Below are 17,361 nucleotides of genomic sequence, written 5' to 3'. Positions count from 1 at the left end.
CCTCCACAATAACTAATTAAAATCCAACACGAATGCTTACTTTATCAGAAATTCTGTAAATTCGGCTTTCAATCAAATATTAAGATGAAGCCACTAAGAAATAAATATTTAATTCTCAATTATATTTTCATATTCTGTGTTGTTATTTTATTTTTAAACGATCATTTTTTCAAGCACATTTTTTCCAGTTGGTTCACAGGAAAACTTTCTGATATGGTGGGAATTATTATTTTGCCGTTGATTCTGACCTATATTTTTCCGAAACTAAAAATCCATTCTGTCTGGATAAGTGCTCTGTTGTTTGCATTCTGGAAATCTCCATATTCCGGAAAAGTAATTGAAATGTATAACAAGTTTACATTGATTCCCATTACAAGAGTTGTAGATTATTCTGATCTTTTGGTAATTGTATTTCTGCCGGTTTCTTATTATTTAATTAAAAAAATAAACTGTCTTAATCTTCTTAAAATTCAAAAAATAAATCCTGCTTTCATTTTATTTCCCACCGGATTTGTTCTAATGGCAACTGCACCTCCTCCAAGCTTTTCTTACACCTACTCCAACGGCAATTTGAATTGTAGGAAATGTGTAATTAGAGTTGCAATGACCCAGAAAGAAATTGTAGACAGATTAAAAGAAAATCAAATTGTTTTCGATACCGTTTACCCAATGTCGGAATCAACTTACAAGAAATACCCGTTTTTTAAACAGGATGACATTCATTTTTATACAATCAAAAAATTTGTAATTGATAAGGACACCTTAAAAAATGTAGATTTTGCGATGAGAAGCATTGGCGAAAACCAAACCACGTTGCATTTCAACGGATTGCAGACTTCCGATGATATTTCTACGATAAGATTGTTTGTAAAAGCCCGAAAACATTATTCGAAAATAATTTTCAAAGAACTTTCAGATGCTTTGGAAAATAAACAACCTGAAAACGGATTGAAAGAAAATTAAAAACAAAATAGAAATGACTGCAACATTTTTCCCAACACCAGAAGATTTCCGAAAATGGCTCGAAAAAAATCACACCACAGAAAAAGAATTGTTGGTGGGATTCTGGAAAGTCGGAACGAAAAAACCTTCCATGACGTGGTCGGAATCTGTAGATCAGGCTTTGTGTTTCGGCTGGATCGACGGGGTGAGAAAATCGATTGACGTTGAAAGTTACAGCATCCGTTTTACGCCGAGAAAACCGACAAGCATCTGGAGTGCAGTCAATATCAGAAAAGTGGAAGAACTTACAAAAGTCGGATTAATGACCGAAGCCGGACGAAAAGCTTTTGAACTGAGAAAAGAGGAAAAATCTGCGATCTATTCCCACGAAAAAGAACCTGCAACCCTCGATCCTGAGTTTGAAAAAAAATTTAAAGCCAATAAAAAAGCATGGGAATTTTTCAGCAATCAGGCTCCTTCTTATAAAAAAGTAATGCTGCATTGGATCATGAGCGCGAAACAGGAAAAAACAAGACTGTCGAGATTGGAAAAGACAATTCGGGAAAGCGAACTGGAAAAGAGAGTTTTATAGAGATGTGGGAAGCTTTAATCTTTTTTGCCGCTTTACTGGGAATTTCAAATTTCCATTATTTCCTCTTTTTCAGGAGGGAAAATAAGCAGATGAAGCTGAAAATATATTTAACGGTACTTTTCATGATTACCATTTTGGCAAGTTTATACGTCATTATCATTACTCCACATTTCTTTGAATATAAAGGTTTGGAAAACTGCTTGTTTCTGGTGATGATTAACTTTGCTGTTCCCGGATATTTCTTAATGCTTTTCGTGATCAACAGCCTCTTGGAAAACATTCCGATTATTCGTGGCTATTTTACTTTCAATGTTATATTTTGTATTTTATATCTTAGTTCGACGTTGTTATATTATTTTTTAACGATGTTGATGATGATGATTTTCACTTTAGATAATGCTTAAATTTACTTTCAGATAAAGAACAAATGACTACTCGCCTTTTATTTATTCCCATACTTTTAACGCTTACATTCTGTGCTAAAAAAGAAACTGTTTTTACTGAGAAATTCAATGTTGGTGAAATAGGTTTTGAATATTCGTCTGACTGGAAATTTACCAAACTACAAGGAATCGATTCTTACATTGCTTACCTTTCAAAAGATGAAGATACCATCTGGATAGAATACGGATCTTATAATCCGAAAATATACAAAGAACCTTTGAAAGATCATATTTTCATGCAAATTCCAATTGACGGTACAGAAGCTGTTTTTGAAACTTCACGAAATAATTACGGAGGTTTCGCTTCGGTTTATATTCCCATAACAGATTCTGCACAGGGTTTATACATGAGAAATAAAAATGGAGATATTCAGCAGGTTTTGGATATTTTTAAAACATTAAAGCTGAACAAGTCTACCCGAAAGAAGCCATTAATTATTGAGATGGAAAATTTTAAGACTAAAAGTTCCCCTCCCGGAATTGTTTTTTACGAAAATAACTGTTTGAACTGTCATTCAGAATACCGTTACATAATTGCTCCGGCTCTCGATAAAAAGTTTGTGAAATCGAAAGGAAAAGTGTGGTTTGAACACTATTTATACTCCGAAAAAGAAATTTCACGGGATGAATTTCAGACACGTTGTACCCAAATTCCCAAAAAAGATTCTGCCATTGCTAACGAAATACTTAAATATCTGTTTTAAAAATCTCCAAATATTATTTTACCTTTGATCTTTATTACGTTTAAAATTAGAAAAGCAAATGACTACAGACACATTAGACTTTTGGGTAGGAAATTTCAAAAGCGAGGAAGATTTTTATGAATTTGTGGAAGAAGATGAAAATTTTTATCTGGAAGAAGATTCTGATGATGTTTTTATTTCAAAATTTGCAGAATCTCAGGACACCATCTGGCTGGATCACGACTTTGTAGAATACGGCTATGAAAACGGAAACGGAACCATTTACGAAAAATTTGCAGACTATTCTTTTGCCGAACAGTGGCTCCCGATTTTAATCAACAGGCTCAACGAACTGAATCTTGATTTTGATATCAATTCCATTATTTTCCTGAATAAGCAGATTCCGAAACCGACTTCCGTAGAAACAGATTTTTTCTCTTTGGTTTACATCGGAGGAATTGAATATTCTGCGTAAAATATTTAAAAACTTATAACCTTTTTCAAATTATTAATGAACATTTATTCTGTTCTTCAGATTGGCGATTACCACATTAATCATTGCGAAGATTTTCTCATCACAAAGAAAATAGGGAGCAATAAGATTCTTTGTGCTGTAATGGATGGATGTTCAACTGCTATGGAAAGTCAGTTTGCTTCTGCACTATTTGGGAAGATCCTGCGTAAAATATGCATTGAAAAAGGTTATAAAGAATTATACGAAACAGAGAAAAATTCTGATCCTGAAGAAGATTTAAAAGCTGTTTTAAAAGAGCTGTTTAAAGAAATTACAACCGTCAAAAATCATTTATTGCTTGATGAAAAAGAACTTCTTACAACATTGATTATTCTTCTTTACGACACCAAAAAGGACGAAGGAATTATCATGTGCATCGGAGATGGTTTTATTTCCGTAAATGGAAAAACAACAGAATTTGAAAGAGACAACAAACCGGATTATCTGACCTATCATTTGAAAGAAGATTTCGAAGAATGGTACGGCAATCAGACTCAGAAAATACGATTCACTAAGCTTAAAGATGTTTCTATTGCTACAGACGGAATTTCATCTTTCATCCCAATTAAAAAGACAGATCACAACGAAAAAATCAATCCGGCAGACTATCTTCTCTATGATAAAAACAATGTTGAATCTGAAGAAATGCTTTCCCTGAAATTAAAAAAACTTGAACATCATTACGGAATGAAACCTACTGATGATCTTGCCATCATAAGAATTATAAAGTAAATTTTATTTTCAATATAATAGATTAAGTTTTTGTTTTTATCATGTTGATGAGCAGAAATGATTTTCCTTACATTTGCTTTATCATAACTTAATAAGATGATTTCTAAAAAGTTACTTCGCATTGCTATAGCTGTTTTATCCCTGCTTATCGTTGTTTATACTTTAGGAAATTATCTTATTCTTTATCCGATAAAGTTTGATTTCCTGACCGTTATTTCGGAAAGTCAGCCTCATTACCTTCTTTTTATTCTGGCATTTTTTGTCCTGATTTCCTGGCTGATAAGTCACATCAGAATTAAGAATTTAAGCCCTAAAAACAGATTTCTTCTGGCTTTTACCGTTTTGTGCGGAATAATGCTTTTATGGATAGGTTATTATAATTTAAGCACTTTCTTTAATACCCGAAAAGCGATTACGAAAAGTGAAAATGAATACATTCAACAGGCAAAAGAAGACATTAAAAATGACAGCATTGTTTTTAAAAGCTATGGATTGCCAATTTTTATGTATGATCAGGAAACTTATCGTAAAATTGACAGTATCAGAAGCCATTATGGGATTTATCTGGAAAATACAGGCTGCACCGTAGATTATATTGAAAATGAAGGTCGTCATAAATACGAGGAAATTGTAACGCCTTATCTCGAAAAACGAAATGGTAAAGACTGGAACAAAAAGATGCTTGATGAAATTGAGAAATTAAAAAAAACAGAATTGCATCCTCAAAAATAATTTTCATTAATAATTTAGTTTCTAAGAAAAAATAGCTAAGTTTAAAACAAACTAACAATCAGTTATTTAAATTGATTTTAATAACCTTAAAAACTATAAACATGAAATTATCTCAACATCAGTTATCCGAAAATTCAGGATAAGTTATTTCTTTTTTATCGTCATTCAGGATGTATGCTTAATTCATCCTTTCATCTAATTTTTACTTCTTAAAAAACGCTCAGCCATGAAAATAGGAATCTATATATCCGGATTGGGAATTTCAAAAAGTAACTCGGTTGAAAATTATGCAGAACGGTTAAAAAATGAAATCAATTTCAATACAAATGGTTACCAGTATGAGACCAAAATTGAAAAAATCCATTACAGCAAAAACAGGGAAAGTACCGTTGTAAGCATTTTCGAAAAAGAATCACCCGAAAATCCCGTTTACAAATTTTACGACTTCAAATACAACGAAATTCTCACCGAGGATTTCAAAGGAAGGACGCTTATTTACAAAAGTCTCTGGCTTTTCGCATTGGTTATCAGGAAATTTCCATTAATCATCAAACGGATTTTTATCCCCAAAAACTATTCGAAGCCGGGACAGTTAATGTATGTATTTTCCATATTTTTAATTTTATCGCTTTCTTTAGTTCTGATGTTTCCTGCCGTTCTCGAAGCTACAGGTCAGTTTTTCTCAAAGGAAAGCGGAAAAATGACTGAACTCAGAAAACTGATTCCCATTGGAGATTTGAAATATATTTCGATGAAAGGAATTTTTATCGATCTTTCCCATGAACGCTATATTGGTATAGATTTTAACTGGTTTTCTAAACTGATTATTTTATTTACAGCACTGTTGGTATTGCTTGTTCCAAACGCCAATACCATTATCACAAATCTTGCCACCAATTTCGTCTGCGCCAACGATTATTTGCAGCACGGCTCAAAAAAACAACTGATTCAGGGAAATTTAGAACACCTTGTAGATTACATTACGGAAAACGAAAAAGACTCTAAAATTCATTTTCATGCCTACAGTTTCGGAAGTGTTCTCGCATTAGACTATGTTTTTCCCTACGGCATAAAAGCCTCTAAAAATGCTTTAGAATATTGTGAAGCCATTATCACTATCGGAACGCCTTATGAATTTGTAAATTCTTATTATCCTGAATTTTACAACAACCGCCAAACCCAACCCGGAGATCAGCTTCAGTGGTTGAATGTGTATTCTGCAGCCGATGCTTTAGGTTCCAACTTCAGAAAAGACGGAATTGCCGGAGACTCTGAAATCTCTTTTAAAGGAGCTTCCAATAAGCCGTTTAATATCAATTACGAAGTTTATCCTATCGGAAAATTCAGCATTATTGATTTTATCATGCTCTACAGCATCAAAGTTCATGATATGTACTGGGACGAAAATACGGAAGGACAAAGCTGTCTGGGACTGGTTTATCAGGAAATGAAAGGGAAAGGTTTGATGTAAATTGAATTACTCAATAATTTCCCACTTATCATATTTATATTCGTAAGTTTTTACTGTTTTTTTACTGTTGATATACTGATAAACTTTTACCTGATGATCCGGCAGATTATAAAAACTAAATTGAATGTAATCCATCCCTGTATTTACTGAGATTTCCAAAGAATTTTTTACTATTTTTGGAATAGTAGTAAAATTCTGCTCCGGACTCCTTGACTTTTCCTACACTAAATTTCTTGAATTTTTCTGCATCTTCTTTATCCACGTAATAATATCCTTCATAATATCCAAAACCACTGCCAACCGAACTTGGAATGATAAATTTATCTTTAAATTTTTTCCCTAAATAAATCAAATCATCAGTTGTCCAATTTCGAAGATTATAAAACGGATCTTTGAGATTGTATTTTTCACATTCATATTCGGCAGGATCGAAACTTCCACATTCTAATCTAAAAACACTGTATCTGAAATTAATGTATCTTCTGGTAAATTGTCGCTCATCCAAATTATCTATTAAGGTTCTGGTTAAAGAATTGAAGTCCATTTCGGAAGCTTCATGCTTTAGCTTATCATACAGAATCTTATCTTTTTTATTTTCTTCAATGCATTTCGCTTTTGAATATATATAATTTTCATAAATAGAATCCTTTTTCGCTTGGGAAAAGATAATGATAGGGAAAAGCAGAAATAAAAACTTCATCAGATAAAATTTGTTCACTTAAAATTATTAATATTTTTGTAAAAATTGCTTTTTCAAACCGATCAATAAAAAAACTTTCACGTTGTTGTGAAAGTATTTATTTTAATTTTTTAGTAACTCTAAATTATATCATTTAATAATATGAACTCTAATGTTTTAGCACTTGTCCATGCAGCATACGTTTTTCCTTCATCTGTTTTATCTTGAGTATTGTCCATTACAGATTTAATTATTAAAGGTTTAGTTTCTCCATTATTAAGTAGTTCACAAGCTCTGACTATAGCGAAACTTTCCATTTCTAAAGCAATAGCTTTCCTATCAACAGTAGTTATTTTTTCTTGAAAAAAGTCTTCAACATCTATAACTTGATTAACACAAGCAATAGGACCAAAATGTAATTGTACATGAGACTTTCTAGTTTCATCAACTCCTTTTATAAAATCTTCTATTTCCCTTTTTTTCCTATTTATTTTTATGATTTCTCTTGATTTAAGATTAGCAACCGAAGCTTCTTTTTTAAAACCTACATCGGTTAGTTTTCCTCGATCAATTTCAAAAACTTTATTCGCAATAATTACATCACCAATACTTGTCTCTGCCGGCTTTCCTCCCAAAACCCCAATCATAATTAGAAATTTTGGCTTAAACTTAATTATAAGTTCTGAAGCTAAAATAGAAGCATCTACCATTCCTGTATTATGTTGTGAAGCATATACAATTTTTTTACTTGGTTTATCTCTAAGATAACCATATTCAATATAATTATTCGAATCTTCAACTTCTCCCTCTTTTACAATTAATGGTAATATCTTTTCCATTTCATCATCTTCAAGAGCAGTAATAATCGCATAATCAATTTCTACAGATTGAGTTACTTCTTCAATTTCATTTTTATCCATTACAGTTTCTTCATATACTTTTGATGATAATAATCCATTTATTTTATCTTGAGTTGCTTTTGTATCAGGTCCAAAATCTAAACTGTTAATTAATTTAGAAAAATCTTTTTTGATTTCATTAAATTCAATATATCCAGAAATTGTAAAAGTTAAAAATTCATTTATTCTCTTAGTAATTCGTTCATCGCCATTAGAATCTATCCAAATTAATAACATAAAGTTTAAACAATTTACATATGTTTTATTAACTTCTTGTCGTCCTAAAATTCCTGTATAACTAATATTTTTTTCCCACAATTCATCATATCCATATTCTAACAAAATATTATGGAATTCACTTGATTCTAAATAATCTTTGAAATTTGCTAATCGATTTAAATTTGCTAATAATGGTTTTAAATTATAATGTATTTTCCTTTCCTCCATAAATAAAAATTTTAATGCGCTTCCAGCCAGTTATTCCCTACTCCAACTTCAACCAATAACGGAACCTGCGTTTCAACGGCGTTTTCCATTTCCATTTTAATGATGTTTTTGGCAACTTCCACCTCATCAATCGGGGCTTCAAAAATTAATTCGTCATGTACCTGAAGCAGCATTTTTGTCTGCAGCTTTTCCTTTTCCAGTTCTTTCTGAATTTTAATCATTGCCATTTTTACCACATCTGCTGCGCTTCCCTGAACAGGAGCATTCACCGCATTTCGTTCCGCGTGACCACGAACCACAAAATTATTGGAATTGATGTCTTTTAAATGGCGTTTTCTGCCTAAAAGTGTTTCCACATAACCGACTTCACGGGCTTTTCTTACCTGTTCCGCCATGTATTCCTTCAGTTTCGGATAGGTTTCAAAATAGGCTTCAATCATTTGTTTTGCTTCTGTTCTTGAAAGTCCGGTCTGCTCTGCCAATGCAAAAGCGCCCTGTCCGTAAATGATTCCGAAGTTTACGGTTTTTGCCTGACTTCTCTGTGTTTTGGAAACTTCTTCCAATGGAATATTGAACAGTTTTGCCGCCGTAGAAGCGTGAATATCTTCCCCGTTCTGGAACGCTTTAATCATATTGTCTTCCCCTGAAATTTCGGCAATCAGACGAAGTTCGATCTGGGAATAATCGGCAGAAATAATTTTCTTTCCTTCTGCGGAAACAAACGCTCCACGAATTTGCTGACCTCTCAGAGTTCGGATCGGAATATTCTGTAAATTTGGGTTTACACTCGCCAGACGACCTGTTGCAGCCGTAGTCTGTGAGAAATTGGTATGAACGCGGTTATCGGATTTTTCAATCTGTGACGGCAATGCATCAACGTAAGTCGATTTTAATTTCTGATAGGTTCTGTATTCCAGAATATGCTTGATGATTTCGTGCTTTGAAGACAGTTTTTGAAGGACATCTTCCGAAGTTGCGTACTGTCCGGTTTTTGTCTTTTTCGCTTTCGGATCAAGCTGCATTTTTTCAAATAAAATTTCACCCAGCTGTTTTGGAGAATTCATATTAAATTCTTCCCCTGAAATCTCAAATATTTTGGATTCGAGCTGTCTTAGATCGTTCTCAAGATCAATACTTTCCTGAGCCAGCCATTTTTCGTCAAGAGAAATTCCTTCCAGTTCCATTTTTGCCAAAACTTCCATCAAAGGCATTTCTATACTGAAGAATAAGTCTTCTAAATTTTCTTTTTTAAGCTGTGGCGCAAACAATTCGTACAACTGGAAAGTTACATCTGCATCTTCTGCAGCGTAATCGGTCTGGGTTCTGAGATCCGCATCACGGAAATTGCCCTGTTTTTTTCCTTTTTTACCGATGATGGTTTCGATGGAAACAGGTTTGTAATTTAAGTAAACTTCCGAAAGATAATCCATCCCGTGTCTTCCGTCCGGATTTAAAAGGTAATGCGCAATCATGGTATCAAACATGGCTCCTTTTACCGTAATATCGTATCTTTTAAGGATTTTATAATCGAATTTTAAGTTGTGCGCTACTTTTACCAGATCTTCTTTCTCGAAAAACGGTCTGAAAATTTCCAGTGTCTGCAGAACTTCTCCCTGATCTTCGGATAACGGAACATAATACGCCAAACCTTTTTTGTAGGAAAAACTCATCCCGACCAATTCGGCTTCCAGTTCATTAAGAGAGGTGGTTTCGGTATCGAAGCAGACTACTTTTTGTTTTAATAAATTATTGACTAAAATTTTCTGTGCTTTCGGATTATCTACAAACTGATAAAGGTGATCATTCTGCTCAATCGTCGATTTTGTAGAGGTTGCCTGATCAAGATCTTCATAAGTGGCAAAAAGATCCAACTGTCCGACTGCCTGTGCAACTTTTTGCTGAGGAGTCGTTTCTGTAACCGTTACTTCCACTTCTGTAACTACATTTGGCGCTGCAGCCGGAGCAAAAGCACGGTAAAGATTTTCGTATAATCTACGGAATTCTATTTCTTCAAAGACTTCTTTTACTTTCTCAAAATCAGGCGTTTCCAGATCGTACTGTTCCTGATGAAATTCTACAGGAGCATCGCAGATAATGGTCGCTAATTTTTTGGATAAAATTCCTCTTTCGGCTGAAGCTTCCACTTTTTCTTTCAGCTTTCCTTTAAGCTGATCTGTATTGGCTAAAAGATTTTCTATGCTTCCGAATTCTTTCAGGAATTTCATGGCTGTTTTTTCACCAACGCCTTCCAGTCCGGGAATATTGTCGACTGCATCTCCCATCATCGCAAGAAAGTCGATTACCTGTTTCGGATCTTCAATTTCGTATTTGGCTTTGACTTCTTCAACGCCTAAAATTTCAATATCGCCGCCTTTAAGTCCCGGTTTATAAATTTTGATTTTATCTGTTACAAGCTGTGCAAAGTCTTTATCCGGCGTTACCATGAATGTGACGTAGCCTTCTTTTTCTGCTTTGCAGGCAATGGTTCCGATTACATCATCTGCTTCATATCCCGGAACTCCCAAAATGGGAATGTGCATTGCCTCTAAAATCCTGTGAATGTATGGAATCGCATTTTTAATGGCTTCAGGCGTTTCGCTTCGGTTCGCTTTATAATCTGAGAAGTCTTCGGTTCTTATACTTGCCTCTCCTACATCAAAAACCACTGCCAAATGGGTTGGTTTTTCTCTTCTGATCAGTTCAATTAAAGAATTCGTAAATCCGAAGATGGCAGAAGTGTCCAGCCCTTTACTTGTAAGCCTCGGATTTCTGATTAATGCGTAATATCCTCTGAAAATCATCGCATAAGCATCGATGAGAAATAACCTTTTATCTTGTGTTGCGTCCATATTTTCCATAAGGAACAAAGATAAGAAATTACTTTTCTTTTTCTTTTGTGTTGAATTAAAATAACAGTGCGAATTGTCTTTTGAAAGAATCTAAATATTGAATTCTATTCTAAATATTTTTCTTTTGTCCTGAAACAAAAGAAACAAAAATTCAAGACTGGAAAGCTGAATGCTAAAAATGAATCCTATGCTCTAAAAATTCTAAAACTCGCGCGAATGGTAAATTGGTTCTTCAGTTTAAAATTCTGTCGCGCTCAGACAGTAGAATTTTTTTAACGTTCATCTGATTCATTTTCTTAACACTTCAGCTTCCGAAGTCGATTTTCAGGCAATATGAGCTGTCATTCTGACGAATGAGTACTAATCTTACTGAAAATTTCAACGTTTCCGTTGTCCTAGCCTCGATTGCAGCATTTGTCTGAGCTCATTTCTTTAGTTTCGGCTGCGGCGGCTTTGCCGTCGCAGCCGAAACTAAAGAAATAGCGAGTGCGGAAAGCGAGAAACAGCTCCTTAAAATATTTTCATTCACAGGATAAGAAAGAACAGATTTTGGATCGAAATTGTTTAAACAGTCGGAATGCTACAAATAAAAAAGACCTCAAATTGAGATCTTTTTGAATATTTTAAGGGATATTTAATCAATTTCGGCTTTTGAAAAGAGATCCTGAATCAGCATTTCGTCTTCACAGGCTTTTTTGAATTCAGAAATAAATTCTTTCAGGCTTTCCGGATTGCTGGAATAGGCACAGAACATATCGGCTTCCGGATCGAATTTAATATCGTCCGACAGGTTCGGTTTTTTCTCTTCTACAAAAACTTTTGCCAGTGAAGTCCAGTCGTAACCGTTGCCTTCGAAACCTTCGTCTTTTCTCCATTCGAAAATTTCAGGTTTGTACGTTCCTGCGTTTAAACATACTGAATATGTTTTTTCTGAGGATACCCAAAAAAAGGGCTTAATAGCAGTCTCAAAATTGTAGGCTTCCATACTATTTTTATTAAAATTAATTGAATATTAAAGATAATAAATTTCTGAGCTCATTTATTTTTTATAACATTTATTAACGTTTTCGAGATTATCTTTATCATGAATTATTGTTACGAGAATTTATACGAAACTCAGATAAGTCTTTTATTTCAGGCTTCATCCGCCACTACATTGATGCCTTTTCCAAAGTCTTCCGCCATTGCCAGAGCCAGTATTTTTCTTGAATCTTCTGAAAAATAGGTTGCAATAAACGGAAAAAAGAATCCTACAAATCCTCCTCCTTTTACGCCGAGTTTTCCTATATTTTTGATGTTCTGCATTTTTATAGCGGGAAGTTCTCTGGCTAAGTTGGGCAGGTTTCGGGGACGTACTCTTCCTAAGCCGTCTTTGGCTGTTGCGACAAGCGATTCTGAGTATTTGCCATTACGAATATTCTCTACAATTGCTTTTCCTTCGGGGGTTTTCCATACTTCGCGGGAATCTATTCCTTCTAAAGCGGTTAAGTCTTTGGATAAGGCTGTTCCCTGTTTTATTTCTATCAGATTCTTCTGCCAGTCCTGAACATACCATTTGCCGTTAAAGAAAACCGGCGTTTTTCCGTCTCTGCTTGCTAATCCTCCTTTCTCATTAAGCTCAAGAATATCGGGACTTGCCAGATCTGAAGGAGTAATGCCTGTAACGCTTTCCGGTACATCATTTAAATAGCCCGGAATTCTGCTGTTTTCATCCGCTTCTTTATTCATATCCTGATAATGGCTGTTATCTTCCAGGGAGCTGTTTCGGATACCTTCTCTTTCCCAGTAGCTTAATTCATTCATTACACCCATCGTTACGCCCATCCATAATAATGTTTTAGCAATTCCCATTTCAGCTCCGGCAATCACAATTCCTGCTCCTCCAAAAAAAGATGCAGCCGCATTAAGAAAAATTTCTTTTCCGTTATTGCTATCGATCTGCTGTGCGTATTTTTTAGCAACGGCATAACTAAAAATCGGGCTTAATAAGCCACCTGTATCACAAACGAGTATAGAATTCTGGGTGATTGCCTTAGATCTATCAAAGGTTACTTTTTCATGTTCAATCTTCCAGCTTCCTTTTCCTAAAGATTCGGTGCATAAATGGTTTATTTTTGTGGCATGATACACTGCAGCACCTGCACACGCAAGAACACCCACTCCTACAGCCAGTGCCGCCCAACCTACAGGACCGGATAACACCAGAAGCGCTCCTACAATAAGACCGGCTCCAAAACAAAGAAATCCCCACATTGCATTTTTAGGGCTTTTACAGGGAAATTCTTTATTGATATTACGGTCTTCAACCGTTAATAAAGGTCGTGTTGTATCTGATCCATAGAAAACCGTGATCGTTTCTCTTGTGGGAATTAATTGTCTGGGTTCCGAATCCGTCTGAAATGTACAGACTGCATAAACATCTTTCGGGATATATGAAGCACTCATAATGTTGTATTTTATTTGATTTAAACATCATCAATTTGCAGGTAAGTCTGGACTAAGGACTTCTTTTATACTAACTATCTTTAACTCATTTTACTTTGAATACCAGTAAATATTCTGAAGGCTTTTCTTTTCTTCTTTTGAAAAATTAAGTTCTTTCTGAGCCGCTTTCAGTAATTTTTTAAGTTCATTTCCTTTTTCCTCTTCATATTTATTTCTGTATTCAACATCATTTAAATAAATATCTGTCTTATTTTTCAGACAGAATCTGAAGTATATTTTTGAACTCTGCAATGCCGGAGCTTTGGTTTCATAATCATAAGCGTAGAATCCTTCTATTTCTGTTTTGGAATACTTTTCAGGAGACTGATTTCCTTTTTGCAGGTAAAAAAAGTTTTCATCAAACCATATTTTCACTTTTACGGACATTGCTTTGAGTATAAGATAACAGGTCCCAAGATAAAAAAGAATAAAGAACATGGCAAATGAGAGTCTGAATACTCCTTTAAACAACCAATAATAGAGTGCACCATAAGCCATTAAACAAGGTATAATCACCAAAAGAGTTTTTACAATATGAAAGGGTAAAACGTTATTGAATGTAAATACTTTATCCGCCATAACTAAGATACTTTTAATATTCAATTTGCTTTAAATCAAACTGGGTGACCAACTGATAATTATTTTTCACTTCTTCTTTCATTAAGGCAAAAGCATTGACGATGGTTCCTGTTTTTTTGTCAACCATCCTTCTGATCCGATAATCATAGTTATATTCGCTGAAACCATATTCGATAATAGGTTTATAAAACTTATTGTACTGCTGTTCCAGTACAGAATGGTCTATTTTATCTCTTAAAAGTGTTCCCACTGTTCTAAATTCTATAAAATAATCGTCTTCCTTAATAATGGAATGTTGCAATTCCAGCTCAATATGAATATCTACAAATATCTGGGAAATAAATTTTAGCGTGCTATTCTGTATGCTTTTTTTACGGGCATCATAATCATTGAAAAGAACATGATAGAGAAGTGACTTATCATATGTTTTTCTCAGATTGGCTTCGCTTTCAAATTCCACTCCACCTCCTTTTATAATATCTTCAGCCGCTTTCGGACTGATTTTTTCTACCTGCCTGTAAAATTCTGAAGATTTTAATCTGGGTTTAAAAAGTTCCCACTTTTCTTTAATTTCAGGGAAATTCTGTACGCGTTTTATGGTATTGTCAGATTCCAGTTCGAAAATGACATTTTCTTTATCAAATTCCAGTTCTTTTACCGCTTCTATGGCAAGAGCCATATTTTCAGGATTTATTTTGTATAAATATTCTTTAAGCCTGACTTTCGCTTTTGTACTGGCAGCATCTTTTTCAACCACATATTCTTTTTTTGTATTGCAGTGAAACGTTATTCTGTCCTCTAATTTGGTGGTGTTGAACTGTTCGCATCTGTATCTTGTTTTTCGCGGAAATTTTACGTCTTCTATTGCCCTGTTGATTTCCTCCTTCGTCTTTTTTTCCACCCATAGAGTCTGAAGATGAATAGGCAGCGTGTTTCCAATAATAAAATTTGTCGTTCCACAATATAAATTATGAAAATCGACAAGCTCTTTTACTGAAATGCCTTGTTTCGCTGCAATAGATTCCAGTGTATCACCCTTTTTAATTTCGTACTTTATAAACTCCATCTGTTAATTAATATCAACCTGTCCTCCGGTTATTTTGGTATTTCCTTTAAAATTTGCCGTAGCTTCTCCCGCTTTGATATCCACTTCAGCACCTGTAATAGAAATCTTATCAGAAGTAATGATAATTTCGCTGTTGCCAACCTTTAATTTAACCTGTTTTACTCCTGTTAAATCAATAGTTCCTGTATTATCCATTGTAAAAACACTCTTCCCTTTTCCTACTTCTACTTTATGAGTATTTCCCACATCTGCAATATGATCACAACCTACTTCCAGCTTTTTATTGTTACCTACTTTATCGGTTTTATTATTCCCAACCGTTTTGGTGCTGTCATTATTTGCATTGTGTACTACATTCCCTGCTCCGTCAAACTTCATATTCGCACCACCCTGATCGGTAAGAAAAACAGAACCTGCTCCATCATCCAGTTCGAGCTTATTTCCGCTTCGGCTGCTTAAGCTTTTAATATTATTTCCGGTTCCACCACCTGCTCCAATTGCACCATGAAACATTCCCCCCATTACAAAGGGACGATCCGGATGTTGATGTACAAAATTTACAATTACCTGATCTCCGACTTCCGGAATTGCCATAAAACCACGGTTTTTATTCACTTTATCGCTGCTTCCCGCATCTGGAGTCATTACACGAATGTATTCTGTAGTGGTTGCGCCGTTTTGCCAGTCGAATTGTACCCTTACTCTTCCCTGATTCATCGGATCAGAGTTGGAAATCACTTTGGCAAACTGAGGTTCCGCCTTCGGCAACTGAAATTCAGGACGCGGAATAAATCCTGTGTCTGAAGCAATCGCTTCAAAAGTTCCGGTGTAATATCCTCTTGCATCTACTTCATGATTAACTTCAATAATCATTAATTTGGTGAAATAAGCGGTCGCGTTCGTATCGGTTTTTCTCATCTCGATATCTGCAATACAACCCGGATAAAGAAAAGGAATGGTAGTTTCACCGGAAGTAATGAAAACATCGGAAGCTTTACTTCCGGCGGTTCCTTTCTGTGAAGCATCAATATCCATAAAAGAGGCTGCTTTAATGGGAGCAACTCTTAAAGATGGCGTCGTAAACGTTCTTTCTGAAATTTCATACGCTCTTTTGGCAATATCTGAGGTATGACTGATTTTGGAATTCCCCGTTGTTAATTTTTCGTTTTTACTGCTGTTGTAGCCGTAGAATGTAGGATTTACGTGCTGTGCTTTCATTTTGATCTTCACATCATTCACGCTGCTTCCGTAGGTAAGCTTTACAGGTTTTTCCTGTGGAGGAAGTTTTCCGAAATGCAACACTTCACCGTCATAAAAAAACTGTTCGCCATAGGCTTCCGCAATTCTTGCCAGATAATTGTAGTGGGTTTCTTCATACTGAGAGCTGTAAGAAACATTTCCGTGTTGTGCATCTACGCGAAAATCGAATTTTCCATGTCCGAAACCTTCTTTAATCACCTCATTGGCAATGCTGTTCAGGCTGATTTCCTGTGCACCGCCAAAACTCTGAATATGTGGAGCCGCATCCAGCAAAACCGTCGGACTGCATCCTGTAAGAACTATATTTCCAAGACTTCCTTTTTCCTGACTGAATCCTACTTCCGTGATAACTCCTACAAAACTTCTTTCCGGACCATCTTCGAGGTCTTTATATTTAAAAACTACGGTAATTCTTTTGCCTAAAAAATTCTGAGCTGCTTCCAGATTATGATTTTCTGCGCTTCCCAATGTATCGTGTGCTAATAAAAGACTGAATTCATGATGTCTTGTCGCACTTTGTTTTAACTGAAAGTGTTTAAAATGCTTTACCGCTTTTCCCTCAACAACAATATCCAGCTTTACCACGCGGTTGATTCCCTGAATCTGACTTTCGGGAATTGCCTTTGCATTGTGTATTTTCGAAGTCGGTTGCTGAGACCAGAGTTTTTCATCCACCAAAAAAGGTTTATTCGGCTGTAAATTCTCATTCATCAGCATTGAAGATTCTCCTGTTGAAGAAGGCGTTTTGGGCATATTTTCATCCTTAAACATAGCCTGATATTTTGTGATTTGATGTGTTTTGTTTTAAATGCTAAAATTTATCCGACTTTACATCAAATAAATTTTTGTTATCGAATTTCAATGTAACTTCTATTTTTAAAGAATTCATTGAAAAAGATGAAATAATTCAGTGTAAAAAAGAAAAAACAGAATAGCTACTCTTTTGAGCCATGCTATTCTGTAACCAATTTTATTTTTACTAAGATGAT

The 17,361-nt window shown here is 34.8% G+C and carries 17 protein-coding genes; 8 read left to right on the top strand and 9 right to left on the bottom strand.

The features are described from left to right. Nucleotides 1-84: 84 nt before the first annotated feature. The 8 genes from BW951_RS09280 to BW951_RS09245 all read left to right on the top strand — a co-directional run bounded on the left by BW951_RS09280 (nucleotide 85) and on the right by BW951_RS09245 (nucleotide 6,109). Nucleotides 85-963 (top strand): hypothetical protein, encoded by an 879-nt coding sequence (locus BW951_RS09280; protein ID WP_076392082.1) that lies wholly within the window; start codon nucleotides 85-87, stop codon nucleotides 961-963. 13 nt (nucleotides 964-976) lie between these two features. Continuing rightward, nucleotides 977-1,534 carry a YdeI/OmpD-associated family protein gene (locus BW951_RS09275; RefSeq protein WP_076392080.1) on the top strand — a complete coding sequence of 186 codons (558 nt, stop codon included), beginning with the start codon at nucleotides 977-979 and terminating at the stop codon, nucleotides 1,532-1,534. 89 nt (nucleotides 1,535-1,623) lie between these two features. Beyond that, on the top strand, nucleotides 1,624-1,938 hold the full coding sequence (locus BW951_RS09270) for a hypothetical protein (protein WP_139326138.1): 315 nt from the start codon (nucleotides 1,624-1,626) through the stop codon (nucleotides 1,936-1,938). A gap of 23 nt (nucleotides 1,939-1,961) precedes the next feature. Then, nucleotides 1,962-2,681, top strand: coding sequence for a hypothetical protein (locus BW951_RS09265; protein ID WP_076392076.1), 720 nt, complete (start codon nucleotides 1,962-1,964; stop codon nucleotides 2,679-2,681). 58 nt (nucleotides 2,682-2,739) lie between these two features. Then, on the top strand, nucleotides 2,740-3,135 hold the full coding sequence (locus BW951_RS09260) for an immunity 22 family protein (RefSeq protein WP_076392074.1): 396 nt from the start codon (nucleotides 2,740-2,742) through the stop codon (nucleotides 3,133-3,135). Between the two features lie 36 nt (nucleotides 3,136-3,171). Further along, nucleotides 3,172-3,906 (top strand): protein phosphatase 2C domain-containing protein, encoded by a 735-nt coding sequence (locus tag BW951_RS09255; RefSeq protein ID WP_076392072.1) that lies wholly within the window; start codon nucleotides 3,172-3,174, stop codon nucleotides 3,904-3,906. Between the two features lie 96 nt (nucleotides 3,907-4,002). Continuing rightward, nucleotides 4,003-4,638 (top strand): FEKKY domain-containing protein, encoded by a 636-nt coding sequence (locus BW951_RS09250; RefSeq protein WP_076392070.1) that lies wholly within the window; start codon nucleotides 4,003-4,005, stop codon nucleotides 4,636-4,638. Nucleotides 4,639-4,864: 226 nt separating this feature from the next. Further along, complete coding sequence (locus BW951_RS09245; protein ID WP_076392068.1) at nucleotides 4,865-6,109, top strand: hypothetical protein; 1,245 nt, start codon at nucleotides 4,865-4,867, stop codon at nucleotides 6,107-6,109. A gap of 6 nt (nucleotides 6,110-6,115) precedes the next feature. Here BW951_RS09245 and BW951_RS23125 read toward each other — a convergent pair whose 3' ends face one another. The 9 genes from BW951_RS23125 to BW951_RS09205 all read right to left on the bottom strand — a co-directional run bounded on the left by BW951_RS23125 (nucleotide 6,116) and on the right by BW951_RS09205 (nucleotide 17,143). Further along, nucleotides 6,116-6,244 (bottom strand): hypothetical protein, encoded by a 129-nt coding sequence (locus BW951_RS23125; RefSeq protein WP_262487836.1) that lies wholly within the window; start codon nucleotides 6,242-6,244, stop codon nucleotides 6,116-6,118. After that, complete coding sequence (locus BW951_RS09240; protein WP_139326137.1) at nucleotides 6,225-6,809, bottom strand: hypothetical protein; 585 nt, start codon at nucleotides 6,807-6,809, stop codon at nucleotides 6,225-6,227. Before BW951_RS09240 ends, BW951_RS23125 begins: the two co-directional genes overlap by 20 nt. A gap of 119 nt (nucleotides 6,810-6,928) precedes the next feature. After that, a complete protein-coding gene (locus tag BW951_RS09235) occupies nucleotides 6,929-8,134 on the bottom strand; it encodes a 5'-methylthioadenosine/S-adenosylhomocysteine nucleosidase family protein (RefSeq protein WP_076392063.1) in 1,206 nt (401 codons plus the stop codon). A gap of 11 nt (nucleotides 8,135-8,145) precedes the next feature. Beyond that, nucleotides 8,146-10,983: a DNA polymerase I gene (gene polA, locus BW951_RS09230; protein ID WP_076392576.1), complete on the bottom strand. Its 2,838-nt coding sequence runs from the start codon at nucleotides 10,981-10,983 to the stop codon at nucleotides 8,146-8,148. 634 nt (nucleotides 10,984-11,617) lie between these two features. Continuing rightward, nucleotides 11,618-11,968: an immunity 51 family protein gene (locus BW951_RS09225; protein ID WP_076392061.1), complete on the bottom strand. Its 351-nt coding sequence runs from the start codon at nucleotides 11,966-11,968 to the stop codon at nucleotides 11,618-11,620. A 149-nt stretch (nucleotides 11,969-12,117) separates the two neighbouring features. Further along, nucleotides 12,118-13,428 (bottom strand): hypothetical protein, encoded by a 1,311-nt coding sequence (locus BW951_RS09220; protein WP_076392059.1) that lies wholly within the window; start codon nucleotides 13,426-13,428, stop codon nucleotides 12,118-12,120. A 90-nt stretch (nucleotides 13,429-13,518) separates the two neighbouring features. Further along, nucleotides 13,519-14,046, bottom strand: a complete 528-nt coding sequence (locus BW951_RS09215; RefSeq protein ID WP_076392057.1) for a hypothetical protein — start codon at nucleotides 14,044-14,046, stop codon at nucleotides 13,519-13,521. 13 nt (nucleotides 14,047-14,059) lie between these two features. Continuing rightward, on the bottom strand, nucleotides 14,060-15,112 hold the full coding sequence (locus tag BW951_RS09210) for a LysM peptidoglycan-binding domain-containing protein (protein ID WP_076392055.1): 1,053 nt from the start codon (nucleotides 15,110-15,112) through the stop codon (nucleotides 14,060-14,062). A 3-nt stretch (nucleotides 15,113-15,115) separates the two neighbouring features. Then, complete coding sequence (locus tag BW951_RS09205) at nucleotides 15,116-17,143, bottom strand: type VI secretion system Vgr family protein (RefSeq protein WP_084196399.1); 2,028 nt, start codon at nucleotides 17,141-17,143, stop codon at nucleotides 15,116-15,118. Nucleotides 17,144-17,361 lie beyond the last annotated feature (218 nt).

It is taken from the genome of Chryseobacterium gambrini (assembly GCF_900156825.1).
Taxonomy (GTDB): domain Bacteria; phylum Bacteroidota; class Bacteroidia; order Flavobacteriales; family Weeksellaceae; genus Chryseobacterium; species Chryseobacterium gambrini.
Note: the sequence above shows the minus strand (reverse complement) of the source record. Positions and strands in the feature narration are given on the sequence as shown.

Bases quoted from the DNA above. Each gene is read 5' to 3' on its own strand.
- BW951_RS09280 (WP_076392082.1), top strand. From the start codon at position 85: ATGAAGCCACTAAGAAATAAATATTTAATTCTCAATTATATTTTCATA.
- BW951_RS09275 (WP_076392080.1), top strand. From the start codon at position 977: ATGACTGCAACATTTTTCCCAACACCAGAAGATTTCCGAAAATGGCTC.
- BW951_RS09270 (WP_139326138.1), top strand. From the start codon at position 1,624: ATGAAGCTGAAAATATATTTAACGGTACTTTTCATGATTACCATTTTG.
- BW951_RS09265 (WP_076392076.1), top strand. From the start codon at position 1,962: ATGACTACTCGCCTTTTATTTATTCCCATACTTTTAACGCTTACATTC.
- BW951_RS09260 (WP_076392074.1), top strand. From the start codon at position 2,740: ATGACTACAGACACATTAGACTTTTGGGTAGGAAATTTCAAAAGCGAG.
- BW951_RS09255 (WP_076392072.1), top strand. From the start codon at position 3,172: ATGAACATTTATTCTGTTCTTCAGATTGGCGATTACCACATTAATCAT.
- BW951_RS09250 (WP_076392070.1), top strand. From the start codon at position 4,003: ATGATTTCTAAAAAGTTACTTCGCATTGCTATAGCTGTTTTATCCCTG.
- BW951_RS09245 (WP_076392068.1), top strand. From the start codon at position 4,865: ATGAAAATAGGAATCTATATATCCGGATTGGGAATTTCAAAAAGTAAC.
- BW951_RS23125 (WP_262487836.1), bottom strand. From the start codon at position 6,244: ATGGATTACATTCAATTTAGTTTTTATAATCTGCCGGATCATCAGGTA.
- BW951_RS09240 (WP_139326137.1), bottom strand. From the start codon at position 6,809: ATGAAGTTTTTATTTCTGCTTTTCCCTATCATTATCTTTTCCCAAGCG.
- BW951_RS09235 (WP_076392063.1), bottom strand. From the start codon at position 8,134: ATGGAGGAAAGGAAAATACATTATAATTTAAAACCATTATTAGCAAAT.
- polA (WP_076392576.1), bottom strand. From the start codon at position 10,983: ATGGACGCAACACAAGATAAAAGGTTATTTCTCATCGATGCTTATGCG.
- BW951_RS09225 (WP_076392061.1), bottom strand. From the start codon at position 11,968: ATGGAAGCCTACAATTTTGAGACTGCTATTAAGCCCTTTTTTTGGGTA.
- BW951_RS09220 (WP_076392059.1), bottom strand. From the start codon at position 13,428: ATGAGTGCTTCATATATCCCGAAAGATGTTTATGCAGTCTGTACATTT.
- BW951_RS09215 (WP_076392057.1), bottom strand. From the start codon at position 14,046: ATGGCGGATAAAGTATTTACATTCAATAACGTTTTACCCTTTCATATT.
- BW951_RS09210 (WP_076392055.1), bottom strand. From the start codon at position 15,112: ATGGAGTTTATAAAGTACGAAATTAAAAAGGGTGATACACTGGAATCT.
- BW951_RS09205 (WP_084196399.1), bottom strand. From the start codon at position 17,143: ATGTTTAAGGATGAAAATATGCCCAAAACGCCTTCTTCAACAGGAGAA.